The organism is Streptomyces sp. NPDC043176 (assembly GCF_056436715.1).
In genome coordinates this window covers 153,598-172,168 of the sequence record NZ_JBWKCA010000004.1, presented here as the reverse complement: position 1 = coordinate 172,168, position 18,571 = coordinate 153,598, and the positions used below count along the sequence as shown (strand labels likewise).

Genomic DNA, 18,571 nt, shown 5'->3' with positions numbered 1-18,571 from the left:
GGGGCGTTATCCCTTCACGGCTCCGCCGGTCATTCCGGCGGCGACCCGGCCCTGCAGGACCAGGAAGAGGACGAGGACGGGCAGGGCGAAGAGGGTGGAGGCGGCCATGGTGGCGCCCCAGTCCGTGCCGAAGACGTTGGAGAAGGACGAGAGCCAGACGGGCAGGGTGCGGTCGTCCTGGTTCTTGATGATGAGCATGTTGGCGAAGGCGAACTCGTTCCAGGCGGTGATGAACCCGAACAGCGAGGTGGCGAGGAGTCCCGGCGCGAGCAGCGGGAGGGTGACCCGTCGGAAGGCTCCGGCGCGGGTGCAGCCGTCGACCTGCGCGGCCTCCTCGAGCTCCGCCGGGACGCCCGCCAGGAAGGAGCGGAGGGTGACGACGGTGAACGGCAGGGTGATCATGAAGTAGATCAGGCTCAGGGTCGCGAGCCGGTCGAGCAGGTCGGCGTCCCGGGCGATGACGTACATCGGGATCAACAGCGCCTCCCAGGGCGCCACCTGGGCGAGGAACACCATCAGCAGGAAGCCGCGCCGGCCGCGCCAGCGCAGCCGCGCCACGGCGAAGGCGGCGGCGAGCGCGACGAGCAGGGCGAGCAGGACGCATCCGGCGGTGACGAGCAGGCTGTTGCGCCAGAAGGTCCAGAAGCCGTCCGCCGCCACGGCGTTGCGGAAGTGTTCCAGGGTGACGGCTCCGGGCAGGAAGCGCGGGGTCTCGGACTGGATGTCGCGGGTGGGCCGGAAGGCGGTGAGGACCATCCAGTACACCGGGAAGACGGCGAGGACGAAGACGAGCGCCGCCGCGGTGTTCAGGGGGAGTCGGCGCAGGGCGCGCGGGGTCACCGTTCGGCCTCCTGTCGGAGCAGCTGGCGGAAGTAGGCGATGAGCACGGCCACGAGGAGGAGGACGGTGAGGGTCGAGACGGCCGCGCCGAGGTCGTAGCGGTGCAGGGACTGGGCGACCCGGTAGGCGTAGACGGGCAGGGTGGTGGTGGCCTCGCCGGGCCCGCCCTTGGTGACGGCCCAGATCTGGGCGAAGCAGCGGAAGACCCAGATGACCTCCAGGCACAGCACGAGCCCGAAGATCGGTCGCAGGAGGGGCAGCGTGACCGACCGGAAGATCCGCCGGCCGTCGGCACCGTCGAGGCGGGCCGACTCGTACAGCTCGGCCGGCACGGTGAGCAGCGCCGAGTGGAGGGTGATCGCGGCGAACGGCACCGACTGCCAGACCACCAGGAGGACCAGGACCGTGAAGGCGGCGGGCCCGTCGGCCAGCCACGAGTAACCCTCGAAGGATGCGAACCCCAGCCGGACGAGCACCCAGTTGACCACCCCGAGCCGTGAGGCGAAGAGCCACTGGAAGACGGTCGTGGTGGCGATGACCGGGCTCGCCCAGGCGAGGACGAGCCCGCTCGTCACCAGGATCCGCATCCGTCGGCCCAGCCGCTGCATCATCAGCGCGACCAGCGTGCCGATCACCATGATCAGTGTGACGTTGACCAGCGTCCACCAGAAGGTGCGCCGGACCACCTCCCAGAACTCGGGGTCGGTCAGCACGGTCCGGTAGTTGCGGAATCCGACGAACGTCGCGCCGCCGCGGATGAGTTCGCCCATGCCGTACTCCTGGAAGGAGATCAGCAGGTTGCGGACCAGGGGGTATCCGAGGAGGAGGACACCGCCGACGACGGTGGGGGCGATCAGGAGGTAGGGCCGGAGGTCCGGCCCGTGACGTCGTCTCACGAGCCGAGGGTCCGGGTGATGCTCGCGGAGGCGGTCGCCGCGGCGCGCGCCGGGTCGGTGCCGGTGAGCACGGCGGTCATGTACTGCTTGATCGGGTTGGTGGCCTCGACGGCGGCCCACTGCGGGGAGTTCGGCGTGGCACGGCCCCGGGCCGCGCCGGAGGCCATGGCGGCCGTCCCCTCGTCGTCCTGGATGACGTGCGCGAGGGAGGTGCGGTTGGGGACGTAGCTCATGGTCTTCGCCATGTCCGTCTGCCACTTCTCGCCGGCCAGCGCCTTGACCACCTCGTAGGCGGCGTCGGGGTGGGTCGAGGCCTCCGGGACGATGAGGTCCGAGCCGCCGGTGAAGACCGCTCCGGGCTTCTCCGCCGTTCTGCCGGGTACGGGGAAGAAGCCGAGCTTCCCCTTGAGCGCGGGGTTGATCTCCTCGACGATCTTCGCTCCGCCCGGTACGGCGACGATCTGGGCGACGTCGCCCTTCGCGAAGACCTCGGCCTGCGGGGGCTTGGCCTCGTCGGAGTCCTTGGGGCCCTTCCCCAGGGCCTGCAGCCGCCGGTAGAAGTCCATGCCGGCCAGGGCCTGCGGGGTGTCGAGCGCGCCCTTCCAGGCGGTGCCGTCCTGGACGGCGAGGTCGCCGCCGGCCTCCCAGACGAAGCCGGACAGGGTGTACCAGTTCTGGCCGGGGAGGTAGATGCCCTGGGTCGCCCCCCGGTTGAGCTTCGCGGTGACGGCGAGCCATTCGGCCTGTGTCTTCGGGGGAGCGGTGACGCCGGCCCGGGCGAAGAGGTCCTTGTGGTAGATGACGACACGGTTGGCCGCGTACCAGGGGATGCCGTACTGCCTGCCGTCGACCTTGCCGGGCTCCGCGAGGCCGGGGAGCCAGTCGGCTCCGTTCAACTCGCCCGTCCTGTCCGTGAGATCCCGTACGCCGCCGCTCGCCGCGTACTGCGCGACCTGGGTGTTGCCGACCTCGATGACGTCCGGCGCGTCCTTGCTGGCGAGGGCGGCCGTGACCTTCTCGCCGATGCCGTCCCATTCCTGGATCTGGATGTCGAGGTCGATGTCCGGGTGCTCGGCCTCGAAGCCGGTGCGGAAGCGGGTGAGGAACGCGTCCGTGACGCTGTCCTTCATGATCCAGACGGTGACCTTCCCGGGTCCGCCGGAGGCGGCCGGGTCGGTCCCGCCGCTGCAGGCGGTGGCGGCCAGGGCGACGGCCGCGGCGAGGGCGAGGCGGCCGGCGAAGGGGCCGGCGAGGGGACGAGTCTTCAAGGGGCACCTCGAAAGTGGTTGACCAATTGGTCAAGTGGTCAGGTGTGTGACCAGAAGGTGGCATGGACCAATGGAGTCGTCAATCCCCCTGAAAACATGTGCTGTTCACCCGGTGACAGGTCAGATCGCCCGGCTAGTATCGGACTTACCAGTTGACCAGTCAGGAGAGTGGCATGAAGGACGGCTCCTCCAGCGGAGTGCTGAAGCGGGAGCGGGTACGGGAGCACCTGCTGGGCCTGATCGAAGGCCTCGGCCCGGGCGACCCGATCCCCTCCGAGCGGACCCTCTGTGCCGCGCTGGGCGTCTCGCGCCCCACCCTGCGCGCGGCCGTCGACGAACTCGTCGCCACCGGCCTGCTGGTCCGCGAGCACGGCCGGGGCATGTTCGTCGCCCCCGCCAAGATCACCCAGCAACTCGCCCCGGACGACGCGGCCTTCGCCGTCCCCCGGGCCTCCGGCGACTGGTCCAGCACCGTCCTGGAATCCGCCACCGTCCGGGCCGGCGCCCGCATCGGGCGCAAGCTCCGCCTGTCACCCGCCGCCGAACTGCTCTACGTCGCCCGCCTCCGCCTGGTCGACGGCGCCCCCATGGCCATCGAGCACCTGCACATCCCCGCCGACCTCGTCGGCGCCGCGCTCAGCCCCGAGGAACTCGAAGCGGGCGACCTCTACGACCACCTGCGGGAGCACCACCGCGTCCACGTCCAGGAGGCCACCCAGTCGATCGAACCCACCGTCGTCAGCGAGGACGAGGCCGCGCTCCTGGACGTCCCCGTCCTCTCGCCCGCCCTGCTCATCGAGCGGCTCACCCTCGACACCGCCGGCCGGCCCGTCGAGTACGTCCACTCGGTCTACCGGGGCGACCGCTACCGGATCGTCTCCCGGCTCGACTTCACCCGCGACGGCCTCGTGACCTCGTCGACCGAGGGCGATGCATACTGACCGGCGGGAGGCAGGCGCACCGGGGAGGGCACGCGATGGAACTGAAGCGGGAGCGGGTACGGGAGCACCTGCTGGCCGTGATCGACGGCCGTCGCCCCGGCGACGCCATCCCCTCCGAGCGGACCCTCTGCGCCGCGCTGGGCGTCTCGCGCCCCACCCTGCGCGCGGCCGTCGACGAACTCGTCGCCACCGGCCTGCTGGTCCGCGAGCACGGCCGGGGCATGTTCGTCGCCCCCGCCAAGATCACCCAGGAGCTGGTCGCCGAGGACCACGCGGCGAGCGCTCCCCGCAGCCCCGGCAGCTGGACGAGCACGGTCCTCGGACTCCGCACCGTACGGGCCGGCGCGCGCATCGGCCGCAGGCTCGCCATCTCACCGGCGGCGGAACTCGTGCACGTCACCCGCCTCCGGTACGTCGACGGCGCACCGATCGCCCTGGAACAGCTCCACGTCCCGGCCGACCTGGTCCCCGGCCTCACCGTCGCCGACATGGAGGGCGGCTTCTACGCCCATCTGCGCGAACGGCGAGGCGTCCGGACCGCCCACGCCGTCCAGTCCATCGAGCCGACCGTGCTGAGCGAGGAGGAGGCGGCCCTCCTGGAGGTGCCCGTCCTCTCACCCGCGCTGCTCTTCGACCGGACGACCTCCGACACGACCGGTCGGCCGGTCGAGTACGTCCGCTCCCTCTACCGCGGCGACCGCTACCGCGTGGTCACCCGGCTCTCCCTGACCGACACCGCCCCCGACCACCCGGCGGCGGACGCCGCCCGGGGCGGGGCGTGGTGGGGCACCGTGGAGTGACACCGGAGTCCCGGAGAGGCGCGGGGCGCGTCAGGAGACGGACCTGCCGAAGAACTCCAGTTCCGCGACGGCCACCTGCCTGCGGGGGTCGGCCCGCCACGCCGTGGCGAGGACGAGGCGCACCGACAGCGCGTCGCGCACCCGGAGGTCGACACGCTGGGTGCCGCCGTCGTTGATGCGGTGGTGCGAGACGTGGGTCTCGCCCGAGGAGTCCTTCACGACGAGGTCGAAGGTCCGCGGGGTCGCCTGCCCGTCCGCCTGCGTGGTGTTCTTCGAGCTGCCGGGAGTGATCAGGAGGCTCAGCAGGTCGGTCGGCTCGGCGAACCCGGCCTCCAGGTACTGCCCGGCCGAGTCGCCCGCGTATCCCGTGCCCCACCAGGTGTTGGAGTAACCGTCCCCGGCCAGCTTCGGGTTCCGCTGCGGTGCGGAGTGCGAGGCCGTCCAGGAGACGGGGTGGACCGGGACCCGGGTGGCGAAGTGGTCCTGTACCGCGCGGGCGGCCGGCGGGCCGCCGACGATCCCGCCGACCACCACCGCCACGACCGCCATGGCGACCAGGGCCCGGACGATCCACCGGCTCCGGTCCCGGGCGAGCCCGGGCCGCCGGCCCGCGTAGGGGCCCTCGGCGTCGGACAGCCGCTCGGGAACCATGGGGGTCGCGCAGAAACGGCAGAAGTGGCGTCCCGGCGTGTTGGCGAGCGAGCACGCCGGGCACGGGGTTCCGCCCTGCACGGGCACGGCCGCCTCGGCGGCCCGGACCGCCGGTCGCGCCGCCTCCGGACGTGCGGGCAGCACCGGCGCGGCGACGGACGGCTCAGCGGGCCGGTTCCCGGGGACGGGGACCAGAAGCGCGCGGACGGCCGTGTCCGACGGCCTGTCCGCCGCGGACCGGGCCTCCGGTACGGGAGCGGGCGAGGACGCGGGAGCGGGGGCGGGCGAGGACGCCGGTGCGGATGCGGATGCGGCGGATGCCGGTGCGACAGCCTGTGTCCGCGTCCCGGGCTGTGCCTGCGCCTGCGCCTGTTCCCCGGCCTCCGCCGGTGCCTGGACCTCCGGCGACACCGCGACGGCCGGCAGCGGAGCCGTGACCTCCTCGGCTCCGACGGGCGGACCGACCCGGGGGCCGGTGCTCGCGGCGCCCGCCGCGTCCGTGCCCGAGGACACCGTGCCTACGGCGCTCGCCTCCGGAGCCGTACGCACACCGTCGGCTCGCGCCCCCTCCGGCGTGTCGCCCACCGGGGCGGGGGCGGCCGGGGCGGTGGTGCCCCCCTCCGGCCGACCCGCGCCGTCCCGCGGAGCCGTGCCGGACGCGGAGCCGGCCCGGCCGTCGCCGGCGTCGGACGGGACCGCCGGGGACGGCCGGCCCGCGGCGGGCGTGTCGGCGGTGGCCGGTGCCGCGGCCGGAGTGTCCCAGCGCAGGAACGCTCCGCAACTGTCGCAGAACGACTGGTCCGTCGTCCGCACCGGGCTCGCGCAGTCCGGGCAGGGACGGGTCAGGGGCGCGTCACTCATGGGGGTCAAGCTCCTTCGGAGGTACGGGAAGCGGTCACCGAGACCGTGAACGGCAGGTGGGCGGGGCGGGCGGCGGCCACGACCGCGCGCAGCCGGTGCGGGTCGACGGACGCCGGGTCGGTGACCCGGAGGACGACGTGCAGCCCGGCCGCGGGGGCACCGGGGAACGGCCCCAGGGGAGCGGCGGACCAGCTCGCGCCGCCGCTCTCGGTGATCTCCGCCGGGACGCCGAACGCCAGCCGGACGGCCGCGGCCAGCCCCTGCCGGGTGCCGCGGACCCGGTGGAGCGCGACGGCCGTGGCGACGGCGTGCCGGCGCAGCGGCAGCGGCTCGGTGCCGTCGACCTCCGCGCCGACCCAGGTCGCGAGGTAGTCCACGAAGTCGGCCGGGGCCAGCGCGGGCGAGAAGTACGCCTCCAGCGAGTCCAGGACGTTGAAGAGCGGAGCGAGGACGACGTCGAGCCCGGTCACGAACCGCTGGCCGAAGTCGTCCTCCGCGTAGACGGCGGGCAGCGCGGCCCCCAGCGGGTACGGGGTCGCGAGCCCGGGCACCGTGCCCCGGGCGGACCCGGTCACCGCGCCTCGATCACGCGGACGCGGTGGTCGAACGGGAAGAGCAGCGCGGAGGGCGCGAGCTCGATCCGGTCGGTCGTGTCACCCCGCCTGCCGGTCAGCGGATCCGCCGGATGCAGCAGGACCTCGTCCACCAGCTCCACGCCCGGGACCCGCTGGAGCGCCGCGAACACCTCGCCGGCGCGCAGCGGGCGCCCGAACGGCCACCCCTCGCCGTGCGCCCCGCCGGTCAGCGGGTCCAGGTACGCGTACAGGGCGTCCAGCGCCTCCGCGCGGACCCGCTCCGCCTCCGCAGCCCGGAAGGAGTGCAGCGTCGCCACCACCGTCACGCCCTGGTAGAACGGCGGCCCGACGGCCAGCCGGGTGCCCAGCGGACGCCGCTCGTCGAGGAAGCCCGTCACCCGTGACAGCAGCTCCTCGCCCGGCACGAGCTGCTCGAAGCGGAGCCGTCCGCCCCGGTCCGGCACCGCCTGCGGCACCACCAGGACGCGCACCGCGTTCTCACCGGCCTCGGCCGCGTCCGCCGCGAGGCAGGAGATCCGCGCGGCCTCGGGCGCGGCCCGCCGCGCCAGCTCCTCGTAGTCGCGGGCGGTGACGGCCCGCTCCTGCGCCCGCAGGGTGATGGGTGCCCGCGCCTTGGCCTCCTCGACGGTCTCCCCGTCGACGCCGCCCCGCGCCGCCTCCCGGTTCTCCACCCGCGCGATGTACGGGATGGAGCTGCGCAGCACCGAGATCGTGGAGCGGGCCACGTTGCCCGCCCGGCCGCCTCCGGTGCCGTACCGGAGCGCGCGGATCGCCGCCCCCTTGGGCGGCACGGCCCCGAACTGCCTCAAGGTGCCGTCCGGTTGGCGTACCGACGGGCCGAAGGCGATCTCGCCGGTCGTCGCGTCCAGGGTGTAGTGCCGGTCGCCGGGGCGCGAGGACGCGAAGTCGCGGACGACCGTCCACTCCTGCCAGCCGGTCTCCGGGTCGTCCTCGTCCGCGCCGTCCGCCCGCTCGGCGACCTGGAGCAGCAGCGGCGGCCGGTCCACGACCGGGGCGTGCGCGAGGCGTACCCGCTGGCCCGGGACGCCCTCCGACTCGCCCAGCTGCTCGTTGCGCACCGCCTCCGCGTGCGCCGCCCGCACCGTACCGCCGATGGTGAAGGCGGTGGCCGCCCGCACGGTCGGCGACTCGCTGTACGACGGCAGCCCCTCGGCCGGCGCCACGACCCGGCAGCGCACCCAGCCGGCCTCGTGCCCGCCGAGCCGCGAGGCGATGTGCCCCGACGGCATGTGCAGGACCACCTCGCCCGGGCGGTTCAGCCCGCCGGTCGTGTCCTCGTCGACCTCGCACCCGACCCATCCCTCGGCCGCCGTCCAGGCCTCCCACACCAGCGGAGGCCGGCGCGGGTCCACGCCGACACCGTCCACGCGACTGTCCAGGTCCAGGACCAGCACGCAGTCCGGCACCGCCGCCGACAGGCCGAGGAGCAGCACGTCGCCGACCTGCGGCAGCGGGGAGAAGACGGAGACGTCCTCACCGGCCAGCACGTCCTGCGAGCGGTCCTCCGGCGCGCCCCCGGCCTCCTGGCGCAGCAGACGGGTCAACTCGCAGGGCACCACGGTCAGGTCGGCGGTGGTCGCGAAGACGACCGCCTCCTCCGTCTCCGTCCGCCCCGTGGAGACCTCCGTGCCCGTGGGCAGCACCACGGGCTCGGGCTGCGGCGCGGAGAGCCGGAACGTGATGTCCGCGCGGGCCGCGGCGGGCGGGAACAGCGTCACGCCCAGCAGGTCGAGAAAGGCCAGGTGGTTCTTCTCGGGGACCCGGTTGAGGCGGTAGACGAGCTGGTCCGCCATGTGCGCGACGGCCTCGACGAGGGTGACGCCCGGGTCCGAGACGTTGTGGTCGCTCCACTCGGGGCACGCCTGCTGGATGTAGCGCTTGGCGTCGTCGACGAACTGCTGGAAGCGGCGGTCGTCGAGATGGGGTGCGGGCAGGGCCATGGGTGGCTCTTTCAGTCCTCGGAGGGGATGACGTAGAAGGGGAAGACGAGGTTGCGCGGGTTGTTGGCACCGCGCACCCGGTAACGGACGTCGATGTAGAGCGTGGTCGGCTCCATGGGCGCCGGGGCGACCGTGACGTCCTCCACCTCGATGCGCGGCTCCCAGCGGTCGAGCGAGGCCATCACCTCGTGCCGCACCCGCCCCATCGTCGAGTCGTTGACCGGAGCGAACACCAACTCGTGCACGGCACAACCGAACTCGGGCCTCATCGGCCGCTCTCCCGGCGCCGTGGCGAGGACCAGCCGCATCGACTCCTCGATCTCGCGGTCGCGCCGCACGAGGGCGATGGCCCCGCCGGGCCCGGTGCGCAGGGGAAAAGCCCAGCCCGCGCCGACGAAGTGCTCACTCAACGGAAGGTCCTCCTCAGGGCAGACGTCTCAGAACGGCAGGTTCGCCACGACGGGGTTGGGCATCGGGATGGTCGCCGTGACGAACGACGGCGCGTTGACGACGGCCTGGGTCAGCGCCGTCACCTTGAACTTCGTCCCCGCCTTGATGTCCACGCCGAGCCCCGCGTTCATCCGGATCTTCCCCGCGGCGGACAGCGTCAGGTCCATCTCCGACTCCACCGTCACCCCCCGCGCGCCCGAGATGGTGACCGTGCCGTCGCTCTGCACCGTCAGGGTGGTCCGGGCCTCGTTCAGCTCGATGCTCAGCGCCCCCTGCGCGGTCCGCAGCCGGATGCCGTGCGACGCGCGCGTCCGGCCGCCCTCCTCGCGCAGCTCCACCGTGTGCCCGGTGCGGGACGTCAGCGCACGCCACTGCACGCGCCCACTCGTCGGATCGACCGGCGGCACCCGGTCGGTGGCCGGGGTGTGCCGGTCGACGCCGTTGTAGAGCCCCGCGAGCACGTACGGGTGCTCGAGCGAGCCCCGGTCGAAGGCGCACAGCACCTCGTCGTCCACTTCGGGGAGGACGAGACCGCCGCCCCCGCGCCCGCCGAACTGCGCGACCCGGCACCACCCGCTCTCGTACGTCGCCGACAGCCAGGGGAAACGCAGCCTGACCCGGCCGAGCGAGAGCGGGTCCTTCGTGTTGGTGACGAGCGCGACCGCGACACCCGGCATCGGCGGCGCCGGTTCACCGCCGCCCGACGCCGTCCCGTACAGCGAACGGAACTGACGGCCCGACACCGTCAGCCAACTGGTGAACTGCCGTCCCGACGCGAAGACGTGACGCACCCCGGTCGCCGTGTAGCGCCCTTCGAACGGGAAGCCCGCGCCCTTCACGGCGACCGGCTGGCCCGGCTTCAGCGCCGGATTGCCGGTGACGGCGACCTCCACCTCCGCGAACGATCCCGTGACGTCGTCGGCGAGCGAGGCCGCCGCCTGCGTCACCTCCGACTGGGTGGTGAACGGCGTTCCCGTCGCCGCCAGTTCGGCCGGACCGAACGGGGCCGAGAGCTGCGCCGGAGTGATGTCGGAGACGATGTCCCGGCTCGCGACGGCGGGCGTGGGCGCGGACAGCGCCTGCTTCGTCCGCGGGTCCCAGCCCCGCACGTCGATCTTCGAGACCTGCCCGGCCGCGGTGACGGACACCCGGCTGTGCAGGGTGTTGGACCCGAAGTCCAGGACGTACGGGCTCTGCGCCGCGGGCGTCGTGTCGGCGGGCGCGGACGAGGCCGGGGGCAGCGCCGCGAAGACCAGCCGGCCCGCCCCGTCCAGGGAGAGCCGGACGTCGTTCTCCCGCGCGAGCCGGGACAGGAAGTCCCAGTCGGTGATGTTGGGCTGGGTCGCCAGCTCGTACACGGTCGGCGTCGCGTCGACCTTGCCGAGCGGGATCCGGTTCAGACCGGCCAGCTTCCGCACGATGTCGGACGCCGTCATGTTGGGGTAGCCCTCGACGCGCCGGTTGCGCAGCAGGCGGTGGCCGGGGTCGTAGCCGCGCAGGATCAGGTACCGGCCGTGACCGGGCGTCGCGTCCACCTCGACGGCCGTGACCTCGCCGGTGAGCATGGGCTCGCCCAGCCGGCCGTCGGTGAACGGGGACAGCACCGCCATCGCGCCGACCTTCAGGTACGGGAACTTCTCGGTGAGGGTGCCGTCCTTGTCGCTGAACGTCAGCTGGAAGGCGGACGGGACGTTGACACTGGCGTCCACCCACCCCTCGGTGAGCCGGACCGCCAGGGGGTCCGGGAGAGGCGTGCCGTCGAGCTGCACGTGGAGGACGGTGGTGAAGGTCTTCTCGCTCATGAGGCGCCCCGGGTCTCCGGCGTATCGGTGGTGGACGGGAGCAGCAGTTCCGTGCCGGGACGGAGCCGCATCGGATCGTCGATGCCGTTCGCCTCGGCGATCACCCGCCAGCGGGTCGCGTCGCCGTACTCCCGCCACGCGAGGGAGGCGAGGGAGTCGCCGGCGACCGTGCGGTGCGCCCGGCGGGCCGACAGCGCGCCGGAGGTCGGGTTCTGCTTCTTGGTCGCGGTGGCGACCTCGGTCAGCGACAGCGAGCACGTGGCACGGATCGGAATGCCGCTGGGGCTGAAGAGGGTGTACGTCGCCGACACGGACGTCACGTACGCGACGAACTGCACGGTCGAGAACGAACCCCAGGAGAACTCCACCCACGGCGGCGACGGCGCCTTCGCGCCGATGCTCTGCTGGGTCACCTCGCAGCACGACAGCAGCAGCTCGACCTGCTGCTGCACGTCGTTGGACGACGGGTCGTCGGAGCGGTCGAGGAACACCTCCAGCTGCAGCTGGGCGGGCTCGCTGCCGGTGAACTTCGGCGGAGCGCCCCGGGTGTACGCCACGGCCGGCTCGGTGTGCCAGTTCGCGGACCGGCTGAGGTGCAACTGGTCCGGGTTGAACTGGAACTTCACCTCCCCGATCCGGCCGCCCTTCGAGCCGCCCAGATCCGTCGGCGGCTGATGGATGGCGAGCGACGCGCGCGACAGACCGCGGGCCGCCAACGCGCCCATGAGCGAAGCCATCTCACGCGCCTCCCGCGTCGGTGAACCCGTGGTGCGCGATCTCCAGCGACTCCGTCGCCACCGCCGGACTCGCCGGATCGAGCGTCGGCCCGGTCCACCGCACGGGCAGCACCTCCACCAGCCCCCACTGCGCCACCACCGACCCGTCGGCGCGCAGCGCCGCGATCTGCGCGGTGGGCCTCGTGATCCCCGTCGCGAGCGACGAGATCCACGCGGCGACCTTCGCGGTGTCGGGCGTCAGGGGCCGTGTCAGGCGGATCGTGGAGAACGTGACCCGCGTCGGCAGCTGCCAGACGAAGCCGTTGTTCCCGCCCTCCTGACGCTGCTCCACCTCCACCTCGGAGGACAGCCCGTCGCAGCCGTTGAACAGGCCGAGGTCCTGGCCGTCGATCGTCAGCTTGAAGAAGACGGTGGATGCGGGGTCCAGCTGCGTGGGCATGATGCGGGTCTCTCGGGTAGTCGGTGTCGGTCGGTTGCGGCCCCGTGCGGTCCGGGGCGGGTCGCACTCAGTGGCCGTGGTCTCTCAGGCGCCCCACCCGCTCGCGGTCCGCCCGGAGCTCCGCGCGCAGCAGGCGCGACAGCGGGGTGACGAGGCGACGGGCCAACTCGTCGAGCTGCGTGGGCGACTCCGCCTCGGGGGCGCTCGCCCCGGCGGCGGCGCGCTGCACGGGCGCCGCACCCGTCGCGGTGCGCGTCACCGCGGCCGTTCGCGGCGGCCTCGCGGCCGGCACCGGCGCAGCCGAGGTCCGTTGCAGGGGAGCGGGCGTCACCACGGGCACGGCGGTGCCGGAGGCCGGGGCCGTCACGGGCGCCGGGGCGGCTTCCGGAGCGCTCGGCCGCTGCACGACGACCGGACGGGCCACGGGTCGTACGGCGGAGGGCGCGGCGATCGGGACGACGGGACGCGCCTCGGCGGCGGTCCGCGCGGACGCGGGTGCGGCGGTGCTCCGCTGCACGGCCGGAGCGGACGCGGGACGGACGAGGGGCGCGGCGGAGGCGCTCGCGGTACGGGGGGCCACGGCGGCGCTCACCGTGTCCGGCAGGCTCGGCGCGAGCGGACGGGTGGTGGCGAGCGGCAGCGAGGCACGGCGCTGTACGAGCGGAGTGGCGGCCCGCGGAACGTCGATGACGGTGACGAGGGGCGTGGGTGCCCCGACGGCCGCCGGCGCCGGCGCGGAAGACCTCACGGGGGTGCTCGCGGCGGGCGTCGTCGAGGGCCGGGTGCTCGTCGGACCCGTCGGACCCGTCGGAGTCGTGGGCAGGGCGGGGGAGCCGGGCGACGGGGCGGAGCCGAGCGGGTCGGCAGCCCCCCGAGGCGCCGGCCCGGCCGAACCGCGCTGCACGACGGGCAGGGTCTCGACGGGGGCCGCGCCGGACGGAGACGCCACGGCGGCCCCGGGCGCGACCGATGCCTTCGCACGCGGGACGGCGGAACGCGACGGCGCCGACGGGCCGGCCGAGACCGGGGTCGTGCCGGTCGGCCGGGCGGCAGCGGTCGGCGAGGCGACCGGTCCGCTCGCGGTGGGTGCCGCCGCCCGTTGGACGGCGGGCGCCTGGGAGGGCGCGGTCGTCGGGACCGTCGAGGCGGTGGGGCCGGCAGGCGGAGCCGGAGGCGCGGTGGGGGTCGCGGGCCACGAGGCCGGCGTCGTGGGCGCGACGGCACCGCCGGGCTTGGCCGAGGGCGCCACGGGAAGCGCCCTCGGGGTCTGGGGCGCCGGCGTCCGGGTGGCGCGTGCGGTGTCCTGGGGCACCGACGGCGTGTCCGGACGGCCGGCTACGGCGCGCTGCACGGCGGAGTCTCGAGCAGCCGGGGTCCCCGTCGGGGTCGCCGCCGCACCGGGCTGCGGCGAGGGGACGACCGGAGACGCGGAGGCGGCACGCTGGACGGCCGGTGCCTCCGCCGCCGGAGTTCGCGGGGCCGCCGGGGTGCCGGGCCGGGCCGCGCGCGCGACGGGAAGCACGGCAGGGGCGGGATCCCGGGGCGTCGGTGTCGGTGTCGTATTCCGGGTCGCGGCCGCGGGGCCGGGCTCGCCCCCCGGAGTGAGCGGAGCCGAAGCGGCCGCGCGCTGCACGGCCGGTGCGTCGGGGCCGGCGGAGCGCTGCCCGGCCGGCGCGGCCGTCGGTCGCGTCGCGGCTGCCGGAGCGCCGTGCTCCGCCGAACGGGTCGAGAGGGGCGCCTGAGGAGCGTGCGGCGGGGACGCGGTGTGGCCCGAGGCGCGTGCGGCGGGTGTTCCGGGTGAGGCTTCCGCGGTCGACTTCGCCGCGCGCCGGACGGACGCGGGCTCCGCGCCACCGCCGTCGACGGGCACGGCCGTTCGCGCCTGCGGGGTCGCGGGGCGCGCGGGAACGGAGGCGTCCGTGGCCGACCGCGCGATCGGCGCACCGATCGGGGAGCGTCGCGGTGCCGGGTTCGTCCGAGCCGCAGGTGCCCGACCGGCGGCGGTGCCGTCGGCGGCGGCGCGCTGCACCGGGGCGCCGAGGCCGGGCCTGGCCGGCGGGTTCGCCCGGGTCGCCCGGGCGTTCGGGGACGTCGTCGGGGCGGACGGGAGTGCGGAACCGGGCGGAGTCGTCGCCTGCCGCGGCGGTCCGGCGGGCGCCGGACTCGCCTGTTCCCCAGGGGGAGAGGCGGGGGCGGCGGCCGGCGCGGGAGCCGTCGGAGGAGTGGACGCGGTCGCCGTCCAGTCGGCGCCCGGGGCGCGCCGGGACCGGCGTACGGGAGGACGGCGCTGCACCGGCGCGTCGAGCGTGCCGGTGGGAGTCCCGGGCCCGGCGGGGGAACCAGGGCCCGGGACGTTCTGGGGCCGCACGGAGCCGGAGGGCTCCGGTACGGCGGTGTCGGGCGAACCGGTGGGCACCGCCCCGGTCGCGGCGGCGTCGGACGTACCCGTCGCGGTGGCCGAGCGCTGGACCGTCCCCGCATCGGGGGCGGACGGGGAGGCGGGCCGTGCGGCACCGGCCGGCGCCAGGCGGCGCGACGGCTCGACCGGCCGCGCGGTGACGAGCGGAGAACGGCGTGCGGGCGCGGGCCGCACGGGGCCCGGGGACACGGCTCCCGCCGCCGGCGCCGCCGCGTCGCGGCTGCCGCCGGCCTCGGCCGCCGCCCCGGAGGGCCGTACCCCGGCCGCGCGCTGCACCGGCCGAGGCGCGGAGCCGGACGCGCCGGGCCCGCTGTCGGCCCGTACGGGACCAGCGGCGCTCGCGCGCCGCACGGCGGCGGGGGCGGCGGCGCCGGGAAGCGGAACCGAGTCGGCGGCCGCGCCGCCGGCGGGCCCCGCGCTCTTGGCCACCGGCAGCCGGAGCGCCGGCAGTTCGGCGCCGGAGGAGCCCGAACCGGCCCGTTGTACGGGGCGCACCGCGTCGAGCAGTACGCCGGCGGGCGCGTCCGGCAGCGCGCCATGGCCGAGGTCGCTCTGGAAGGACGGGTTCCAGTGGGTGGCGAGGGAGGTGGAGAAGCCGTGCTCCGCGATGGTGCGGGGAGCGTCGAGCACGCGCTGCACGGGGGGCAGCGCCGACCACGCGTCCCCGGGAGCCGCCGCGGGGGCCGCGCTCTCCACGGGGGCGCCGGCCTCCGCGCCCCGCTCCCTGCGACCCCGCAACCTCTCGAACATGCCCATCTTCTCCGACCTCCCTTCCCCGTACTGCCCTTATGCCTGCGACCGCTCCACCAGCGACGCCACCTGCGCCACGTACCTCCGCCGGTCCGCGTGTTCCAGATCGAGGATGTCGTCCATGCCCCAGTGGAAGTGGAAGGCGAGGTACGCGGTCTCCTCCTCGATCCGGTCGACCGCGTACGTCACGATTCCCCCAGGCGGCTCCCGGCCAGCTCGACCTCGAAGGACTGCTCGCAGTGCGGGCAGGCGACGGCGGCCCGCGTGTGGCCCTCCGCGTTGATCTGCCGGTAGAAGTCCTGGAGGAACGCCAGGTCGGAGGCGAACATGTTCTCCACCGTCCCGTCGTGGACCGACGGGAGCGTCCCGAGCCGGGTGATCACCCGGCCCAGGAGCACCACGGACAGGTACGCCGGGTTCTCGCGGACCCGGATGTCCCGGAGCGGGAGCAGCTCGTCCCTGGCCGTGGCCAGCCGCATCGCCCCGGTGCGGTGCACGGTGCCCGCCTCGTCGACGAAGCCCCGCGGCAGCTCGAACTCGAACTCCGTGCGCAGCGGCTCCTGTGGGCGGTCGTGCCGCGTTCCCGCCGATCCCTCGCGTCGCATCAGCCGAGCGTCAGCTCTTCGAAGGTGATGGTGACCTGCTCGGTCAGAGCGGCGGCGTCGCCGGCCTTCGTCGCGCTCAGCTCGACCTTGGTGCACCAGGCGTTGCGCAGGTTGTACCGCTTGACCTCGCTGAGCTGGTAGTCCAGGAAGATGATGGACGCGTCCTTGCGGGCCGAGCCCATGTCGCCGGCGATGGAGGACGAGATCCACTCGGTGAACGCGGCGGACTGCGTGGCGCCGCGGGTCACCGTGCACTCGCCGGCCTTCTTCACGCCGGGGAGCTTCTTGATGATCGGCTTGCCGTCCGCCGAGACCTGCTGGAACTCGATGACGTCCTGCTCCATCGAGAGGCCGCTGATCTCCTGCAGGGTCTCGACCATGACGCCGTCGATCTGGAGGCCGAAGTTGTGGGTAGTGAGGGCGTCACCGGTGTCGAGGGACATGCGGGTCACTCCTGTTCATGAGAGGGGTTCGGCTGGGGGAGGGCGGGGCGGGTGGGGAGGACTACTCCTCCAGTTCGCCGCCGCCGCCCTGGAACTGCGCGAGCCGGAAGACCACGAACTCGGCCGGCTTCACCGGAGCGATGCCGATCTCGCAGACCACGCGACCGAGGTCGACCGACTCCGGCGGGTTGGTCTCCGCGTCGCACTTCACGTAGAAGGCGTCCTCGGCGCGCTGTCCGAACAGGGCGCCCTGGCGCCACTCGTTGACGAGGAACGCCGAGATGTTGCGGCGGATACGGGCCCACAGCGACGGGTCGTTGGGCTCGAACACGACCCACTGCGTCCCGACGAGGATCGACTCCTCGAGGTAGTTGAAGTAGCGGCGCACGTTCAGGTAGCGCCAGGCCGGGTCGGAGGCCAGCGTCCGCGCGCCCCACACGCGGATGCCGCGGCCGGGGAACGCCCGGATGCAGTTCACGCCGATCGGGTTGAGCAGGTCCTGCTCACCGCGCGTGATCTGGAGCTCCAGGTCGATCGCGCCGCGCACGATCTCGTTCGCGGGGGCCTTGTGGACACCGCGCTCCGAGTCGTTGCGGGCCCAGACGCCGGCCATGTGACCGGACGGCGGAACCGTCCGCGTCTGGCCACTGGCCGGGTCGAACGCCTTGATCCACGGGTAGTACAGCGCCGCGTAACGCGAGTCGTAACCGGCGATCTCCTGGCGCCACTTGCGGATGTCCCGCGCGTTGAGCGCGGGCGGCGGGTCCAGGATCGCCATCCGGTCGCCCATCATCTCGCAGTGCGCGATCAGACCCAGCTGGACGGCCTTGACCTGCTCCAGGTCGATCAGCCCCTGCTGGTACGCGGCCATCAGGTCGGGCACGGCCACCATGTTGATCTCGTCGAACGCCTCCAGACCGCCGAAGCCGGTGCGGTCCGCCGAGTCGCCGATGAACTGGCCGGACTCCGGCGCGGCGGACCCGGCGACCTGCGCCGCCGCCGCGGGCACCTGGGCGGGCGGGGCGAGCGTCACGGACTGGGCGTCGGGTTTGGCGAGCTGGGCGCCGGCCGCGGCCTCCTCCAGCACGATGGTCCTGGAGCGCTGCTTGACCTGCGCGACCACGTAGTTGCGGGCGCTCTTCTTGGCGGAGGCGTCGAAGCTCTCGACGACCTTCTCGCCGTCCTTGACGACCAGCTTGAACCGCTCGGCCTCGCCCTCCACGTCCTGCACCTCGACGGTGAGCGCACCGCCGGCCTCGGACCCCGCCGCGATCGCCGCGACCCGGAACGTGCCCAGCGCGACGGCCTCGCCGGCCACGAGCTGCGGCACGGCCGCCTCGGCGGCCCCGACGGCGCGCGTGGCGCCCGCCGCGTCCCCGCCGCCGACCCGCACGACGTACGCCGCCGTGCCGCCGTTGTTGAAGAACCCGTACACGGAGTGGGCGAGGTAGTACCCGTCCGTGAAGTCCCCGAACGACGCGACGTACTGCGACCAGTTGGTGACCAGCACCGGCTCGTTCAGCGGCCCGGTCGGCGACAGCCCGACGAACGCCGCCACGGACGTCCCGACGCCCTCGATGGGACGCGAGCCGCTGGCGACTTCCTCGACGTAGACACCGGGGGACAGATAGGTGGGCACGGTCGGTTGCTCCTCGCTGGTGGGGTCGGTCGGCCGGTGCCCGCCGCGACGGAACGGTTCACGGCCGGTGCACGGGCGTCGGCGTCGTCGCGGCGCAGCGCTCCGACCCGGTCGACTCTCCCCCGGCGGCGGGTGCGGCAGGAGGAGTGAAGGGGCGGGGGCGGGGGCAGCGCGACCTGCCCGAAAGTCCCGCCCGAGACGACCGGCGCACCGCCCGGACGACGACGTCACCCGGCCCGCGACGGTCCGGCCGCACGGGACGTCGCAGCCCGGACTCGCCGCTCCGGCGGCCCGGGGAGTCCGCGCGGGACCCGCGGACCGAGGAGCCCGGAAGTCGAACCGGACCCGGGCGCGGTCTTGCGGGCCGGGCCGCACCCGTGCTGTGCTCGTGGCGACGCGGCGCTCCCGTGCTCCCGTGCCCGTCCTGTCCGCGACGGGAACGGGCCCTCCCTTGCGTACCGGCCCCGCAGACG

General features: G+C 74.4%; 17 protein-coding genes. 2 read left to right on the top strand and 15 right to left on the bottom strand.

Annotation, left to right across the window (positions count from 1 at the left end):
* Positions 1–6: 6 nt before the first annotated feature.
* Genes AC067A_RS08040 through AC067A_RS08030 form a run of 3 tightly spaced genes read right to left on the bottom strand, consistent with a single transcriptional unit; the run spans position 7 to position 3,004 of the window.
* Positions 7–840, bottom strand: a complete 834-nt coding sequence (locus AC067A_RS08040) for a carbohydrate ABC transporter permease (RefSeq protein ID WP_478616088.1) — start codon at positions 838–840, stop codon at positions 7–9.
* Positions 837–1,736, bottom strand: a complete 900-nt coding sequence (locus tag AC067A_RS08035; protein ID WP_478616085.1) for a carbohydrate ABC transporter permease — start codon at positions 1,734–1,736, stop codon at positions 837–839. Before AC067A_RS08035 ends, AC067A_RS08040 begins: the two co-directional genes overlap by 4 nt.
* On the bottom strand, positions 1,733–3,004 hold the full coding sequence (locus tag AC067A_RS08030; protein WP_478616082.1) for an extracellular solute-binding protein: 1,272 nt from the start codon (positions 3,002–3,004) through the stop codon (positions 1,733–1,735). Before AC067A_RS08030 ends, AC067A_RS08035 begins: the two co-directional genes overlap by 4 nt.
* Before the next feature lie 173 nt (positions 3,005–3,177).
* Here AC067A_RS08030 and AC067A_RS08025 point away from each other — a divergent pair, with 173 nt between their 5' ends.
* Both AC067A_RS08025 and AC067A_RS08020 read left to right on the top strand, forming a co-directional pair.
* Positions 3,178–3,945: a GntR family transcriptional regulator gene (locus tag AC067A_RS08025; protein WP_478616079.1), complete on the top strand. Its 768-nt coding sequence runs from the start codon at positions 3,178–3,180 to the stop codon at positions 3,943–3,945.
* Between the two features lie 35 nt (positions 3,946–3,980).
* Positions 3,981–4,745 carry a GntR family transcriptional regulator gene (locus tag AC067A_RS08020; RefSeq protein ID WP_478616076.1) on the top strand — a complete coding sequence of 255 codons (765 nt, stop codon included), beginning with the start codon at positions 3,981–3,983 and terminating at the stop codon, positions 4,743–4,745.
* A gap of 30 nt (positions 4,746–4,775) precedes the next feature.
* Here the strand turns inward: AC067A_RS08020 and AC067A_RS08015 are convergent, their stop codons facing one another.
* The 12 genes from AC067A_RS08015 to AC067A_RS07960 all read right to left on the bottom strand — a co-directional run bounded on the left by AC067A_RS08015 (position 4,776) and on the right by AC067A_RS07960 (position 18,098).
* Positions 4,776–6,257 carry an NADase-type glycan-binding domain-containing protein gene (locus tag AC067A_RS08015; RefSeq protein ID WP_478616074.1) on the bottom strand — a complete coding sequence of 494 codons (1,482 nt, stop codon included), beginning with the start codon at positions 6,255–6,257 and terminating at the stop codon, positions 4,776–4,778.
* Between the two features lie 5 nt (positions 6,258–6,262).
* A complete protein-coding gene (locus tag AC067A_RS08010; protein WP_478616071.1) occupies positions 6,263–6,832 on the bottom strand; it encodes a phage tail protein in 570 nt (189 codons plus the stop codon).
* Positions 6,829–8,814: a putative baseplate assembly protein gene (locus AC067A_RS08005; protein WP_478616068.1), complete on the bottom strand. Its 1,986-nt coding sequence runs from the start codon at positions 8,812–8,814 to the stop codon at positions 6,829–6,831. Before AC067A_RS08005 ends, AC067A_RS08010 begins: the two co-directional genes overlap by 4 nt.
* A gap of 11 nt (positions 8,815–8,825) precedes the next feature.
* A complete protein-coding gene (locus tag AC067A_RS08000; protein ID WP_017242139.1) occupies positions 8,826–9,224 on the bottom strand; it encodes a GPW/gp25 family protein in 399 nt (132 codons plus the stop codon).
* A 27-nt stretch (positions 9,225–9,251) separates the two neighbouring features.
* Positions 9,252–11,066 carry a VgrG-related protein gene (locus AC067A_RS07995; RefSeq protein ID WP_478616065.1) on the bottom strand — a complete coding sequence of 605 codons (1,815 nt, stop codon included), beginning with the start codon at positions 11,064–11,066 and terminating at the stop codon, positions 9,252–9,254.
* Positions 11,063–11,803 (bottom strand): CIS tube protein, encoded by a 741-nt coding sequence (locus tag AC067A_RS07990; protein WP_478616062.1) that lies wholly within the window; start codon positions 11,801–11,803, stop codon positions 11,063–11,065. Before AC067A_RS07990 ends, AC067A_RS07995 begins: the two co-directional genes overlap by 4 nt.
* Before the next feature lies 1 nt (position 11,804).
* Positions 11,805–12,242 (bottom strand): phage tail protein, encoded by a 438-nt coding sequence (locus tag AC067A_RS07985; protein WP_367826902.1) that lies wholly within the window; start codon positions 12,240–12,242, stop codon positions 11,805–11,807.
* A 67-nt stretch (positions 12,243–12,309) separates the two neighbouring features.
* The gene (locus AC067A_RS07980; protein ID WP_478616059.1) at positions 12,310–12,990 is read right to left on the bottom strand and encodes a hypothetical protein; all 681 of its coding nucleotides are present in this window, start codon (positions 12,988–12,990) and stop codon (positions 12,310–12,312) included.
* A gap of 2,457 nt (positions 12,991–15,447) precedes the next feature.
* Positions 15,448–15,600 carry a DUF6760 family protein gene (locus AC067A_RS07975; RefSeq protein WP_017242135.1) on the bottom strand — a complete coding sequence of 51 codons (153 nt, stop codon included), beginning with the start codon at positions 15,598–15,600 and terminating at the stop codon, positions 15,448–15,450.
* Positions 15,597–16,016 (bottom strand): hypothetical protein, encoded by a 420-nt coding sequence (locus tag AC067A_RS07970; RefSeq protein WP_478616056.1) that lies wholly within the window; start codon positions 16,014–16,016, stop codon positions 15,597–15,599. The genes AC067A_RS07975 and AC067A_RS07970 overlap by 4 nt, the downstream gene beginning before the upstream one ends.
* Positions 16,016–16,459, bottom strand: coding sequence for a phage tail protein (locus AC067A_RS07965; RefSeq protein WP_017242133.1), 444 nt, complete (start codon positions 16,457–16,459; stop codon positions 16,016–16,018). Before AC067A_RS07965 ends, AC067A_RS07970 begins: the two co-directional genes overlap by 1 nt.
* 61 nt (positions 16,460–16,520) lie before the next feature.
* Positions 16,521–18,098, bottom strand: a complete 1,578-nt coding sequence (locus AC067A_RS07960) for a phage tail sheath family protein (RefSeq protein ID WP_478616052.1) — start codon at positions 18,096–18,098, stop codon at positions 16,521–16,523.
* Between the last annotated feature and the right edge of the window lie 473 nt (positions 18,099–18,571).

Coding starts and splice junctions, on each gene's coding strand:
- AC067A_RS08025 (WP_478616079.1), top strand. CDS start 3,178: ATGAAGGACGGCTCCTCCAGCGGAGTGCTGAAGCGGGAGCGGGTACGG.
- AC067A_RS08020 (WP_478616076.1), top strand. CDS start 3,981: ATGGAACTGAAGCGGGAGCGGGTACGGGAGCACCTGCTGGCCGTGATC.
- AC067A_RS08015 (WP_478616074.1), bottom strand. CDS start 6,257: ATGAGTGACGCGCCCCTGACCCGTCCCTGCCCGGACTGCGCGAGCCCG.
- AC067A_RS08005 (WP_478616068.1), bottom strand. CDS start 8,814: ATGGCCCTGCCCGCACCCCATCTCGACGACCGCCGCTTCCAGCAGTTC.
- AC067A_RS07995 (WP_478616065.1), bottom strand. CDS start 11,066: ATGAGCGAGAAGACCTTCACCACCGTCCTCCACGTGCAGCTCGACGGC.
- AC067A_RS07990 (WP_478616062.1), bottom strand. CDS start 11,803: ATGGCTTCGCTCATGGGCGCGTTGGCGGCCCGCGGTCTGTCGCGCGCG.
- AC067A_RS07985 (WP_367826902.1), bottom strand. CDS start 12,242: ATGCCCACGCAGCTGGACCCCGCATCCACCGTCTTCTTCAAGCTGACG.
- AC067A_RS07970 (WP_478616056.1), bottom strand. CDS start 16,016: ATGCGACGCGAGGGATCGGCGGGAACGCGGCACGACCGCCCACAGGAG.
- AC067A_RS07965 (WP_017242133.1), bottom strand. CDS start 16,459: ATGTCCCTCGACACCGGTGACGCCCTCACTACCCACAACTTCGGCCTC.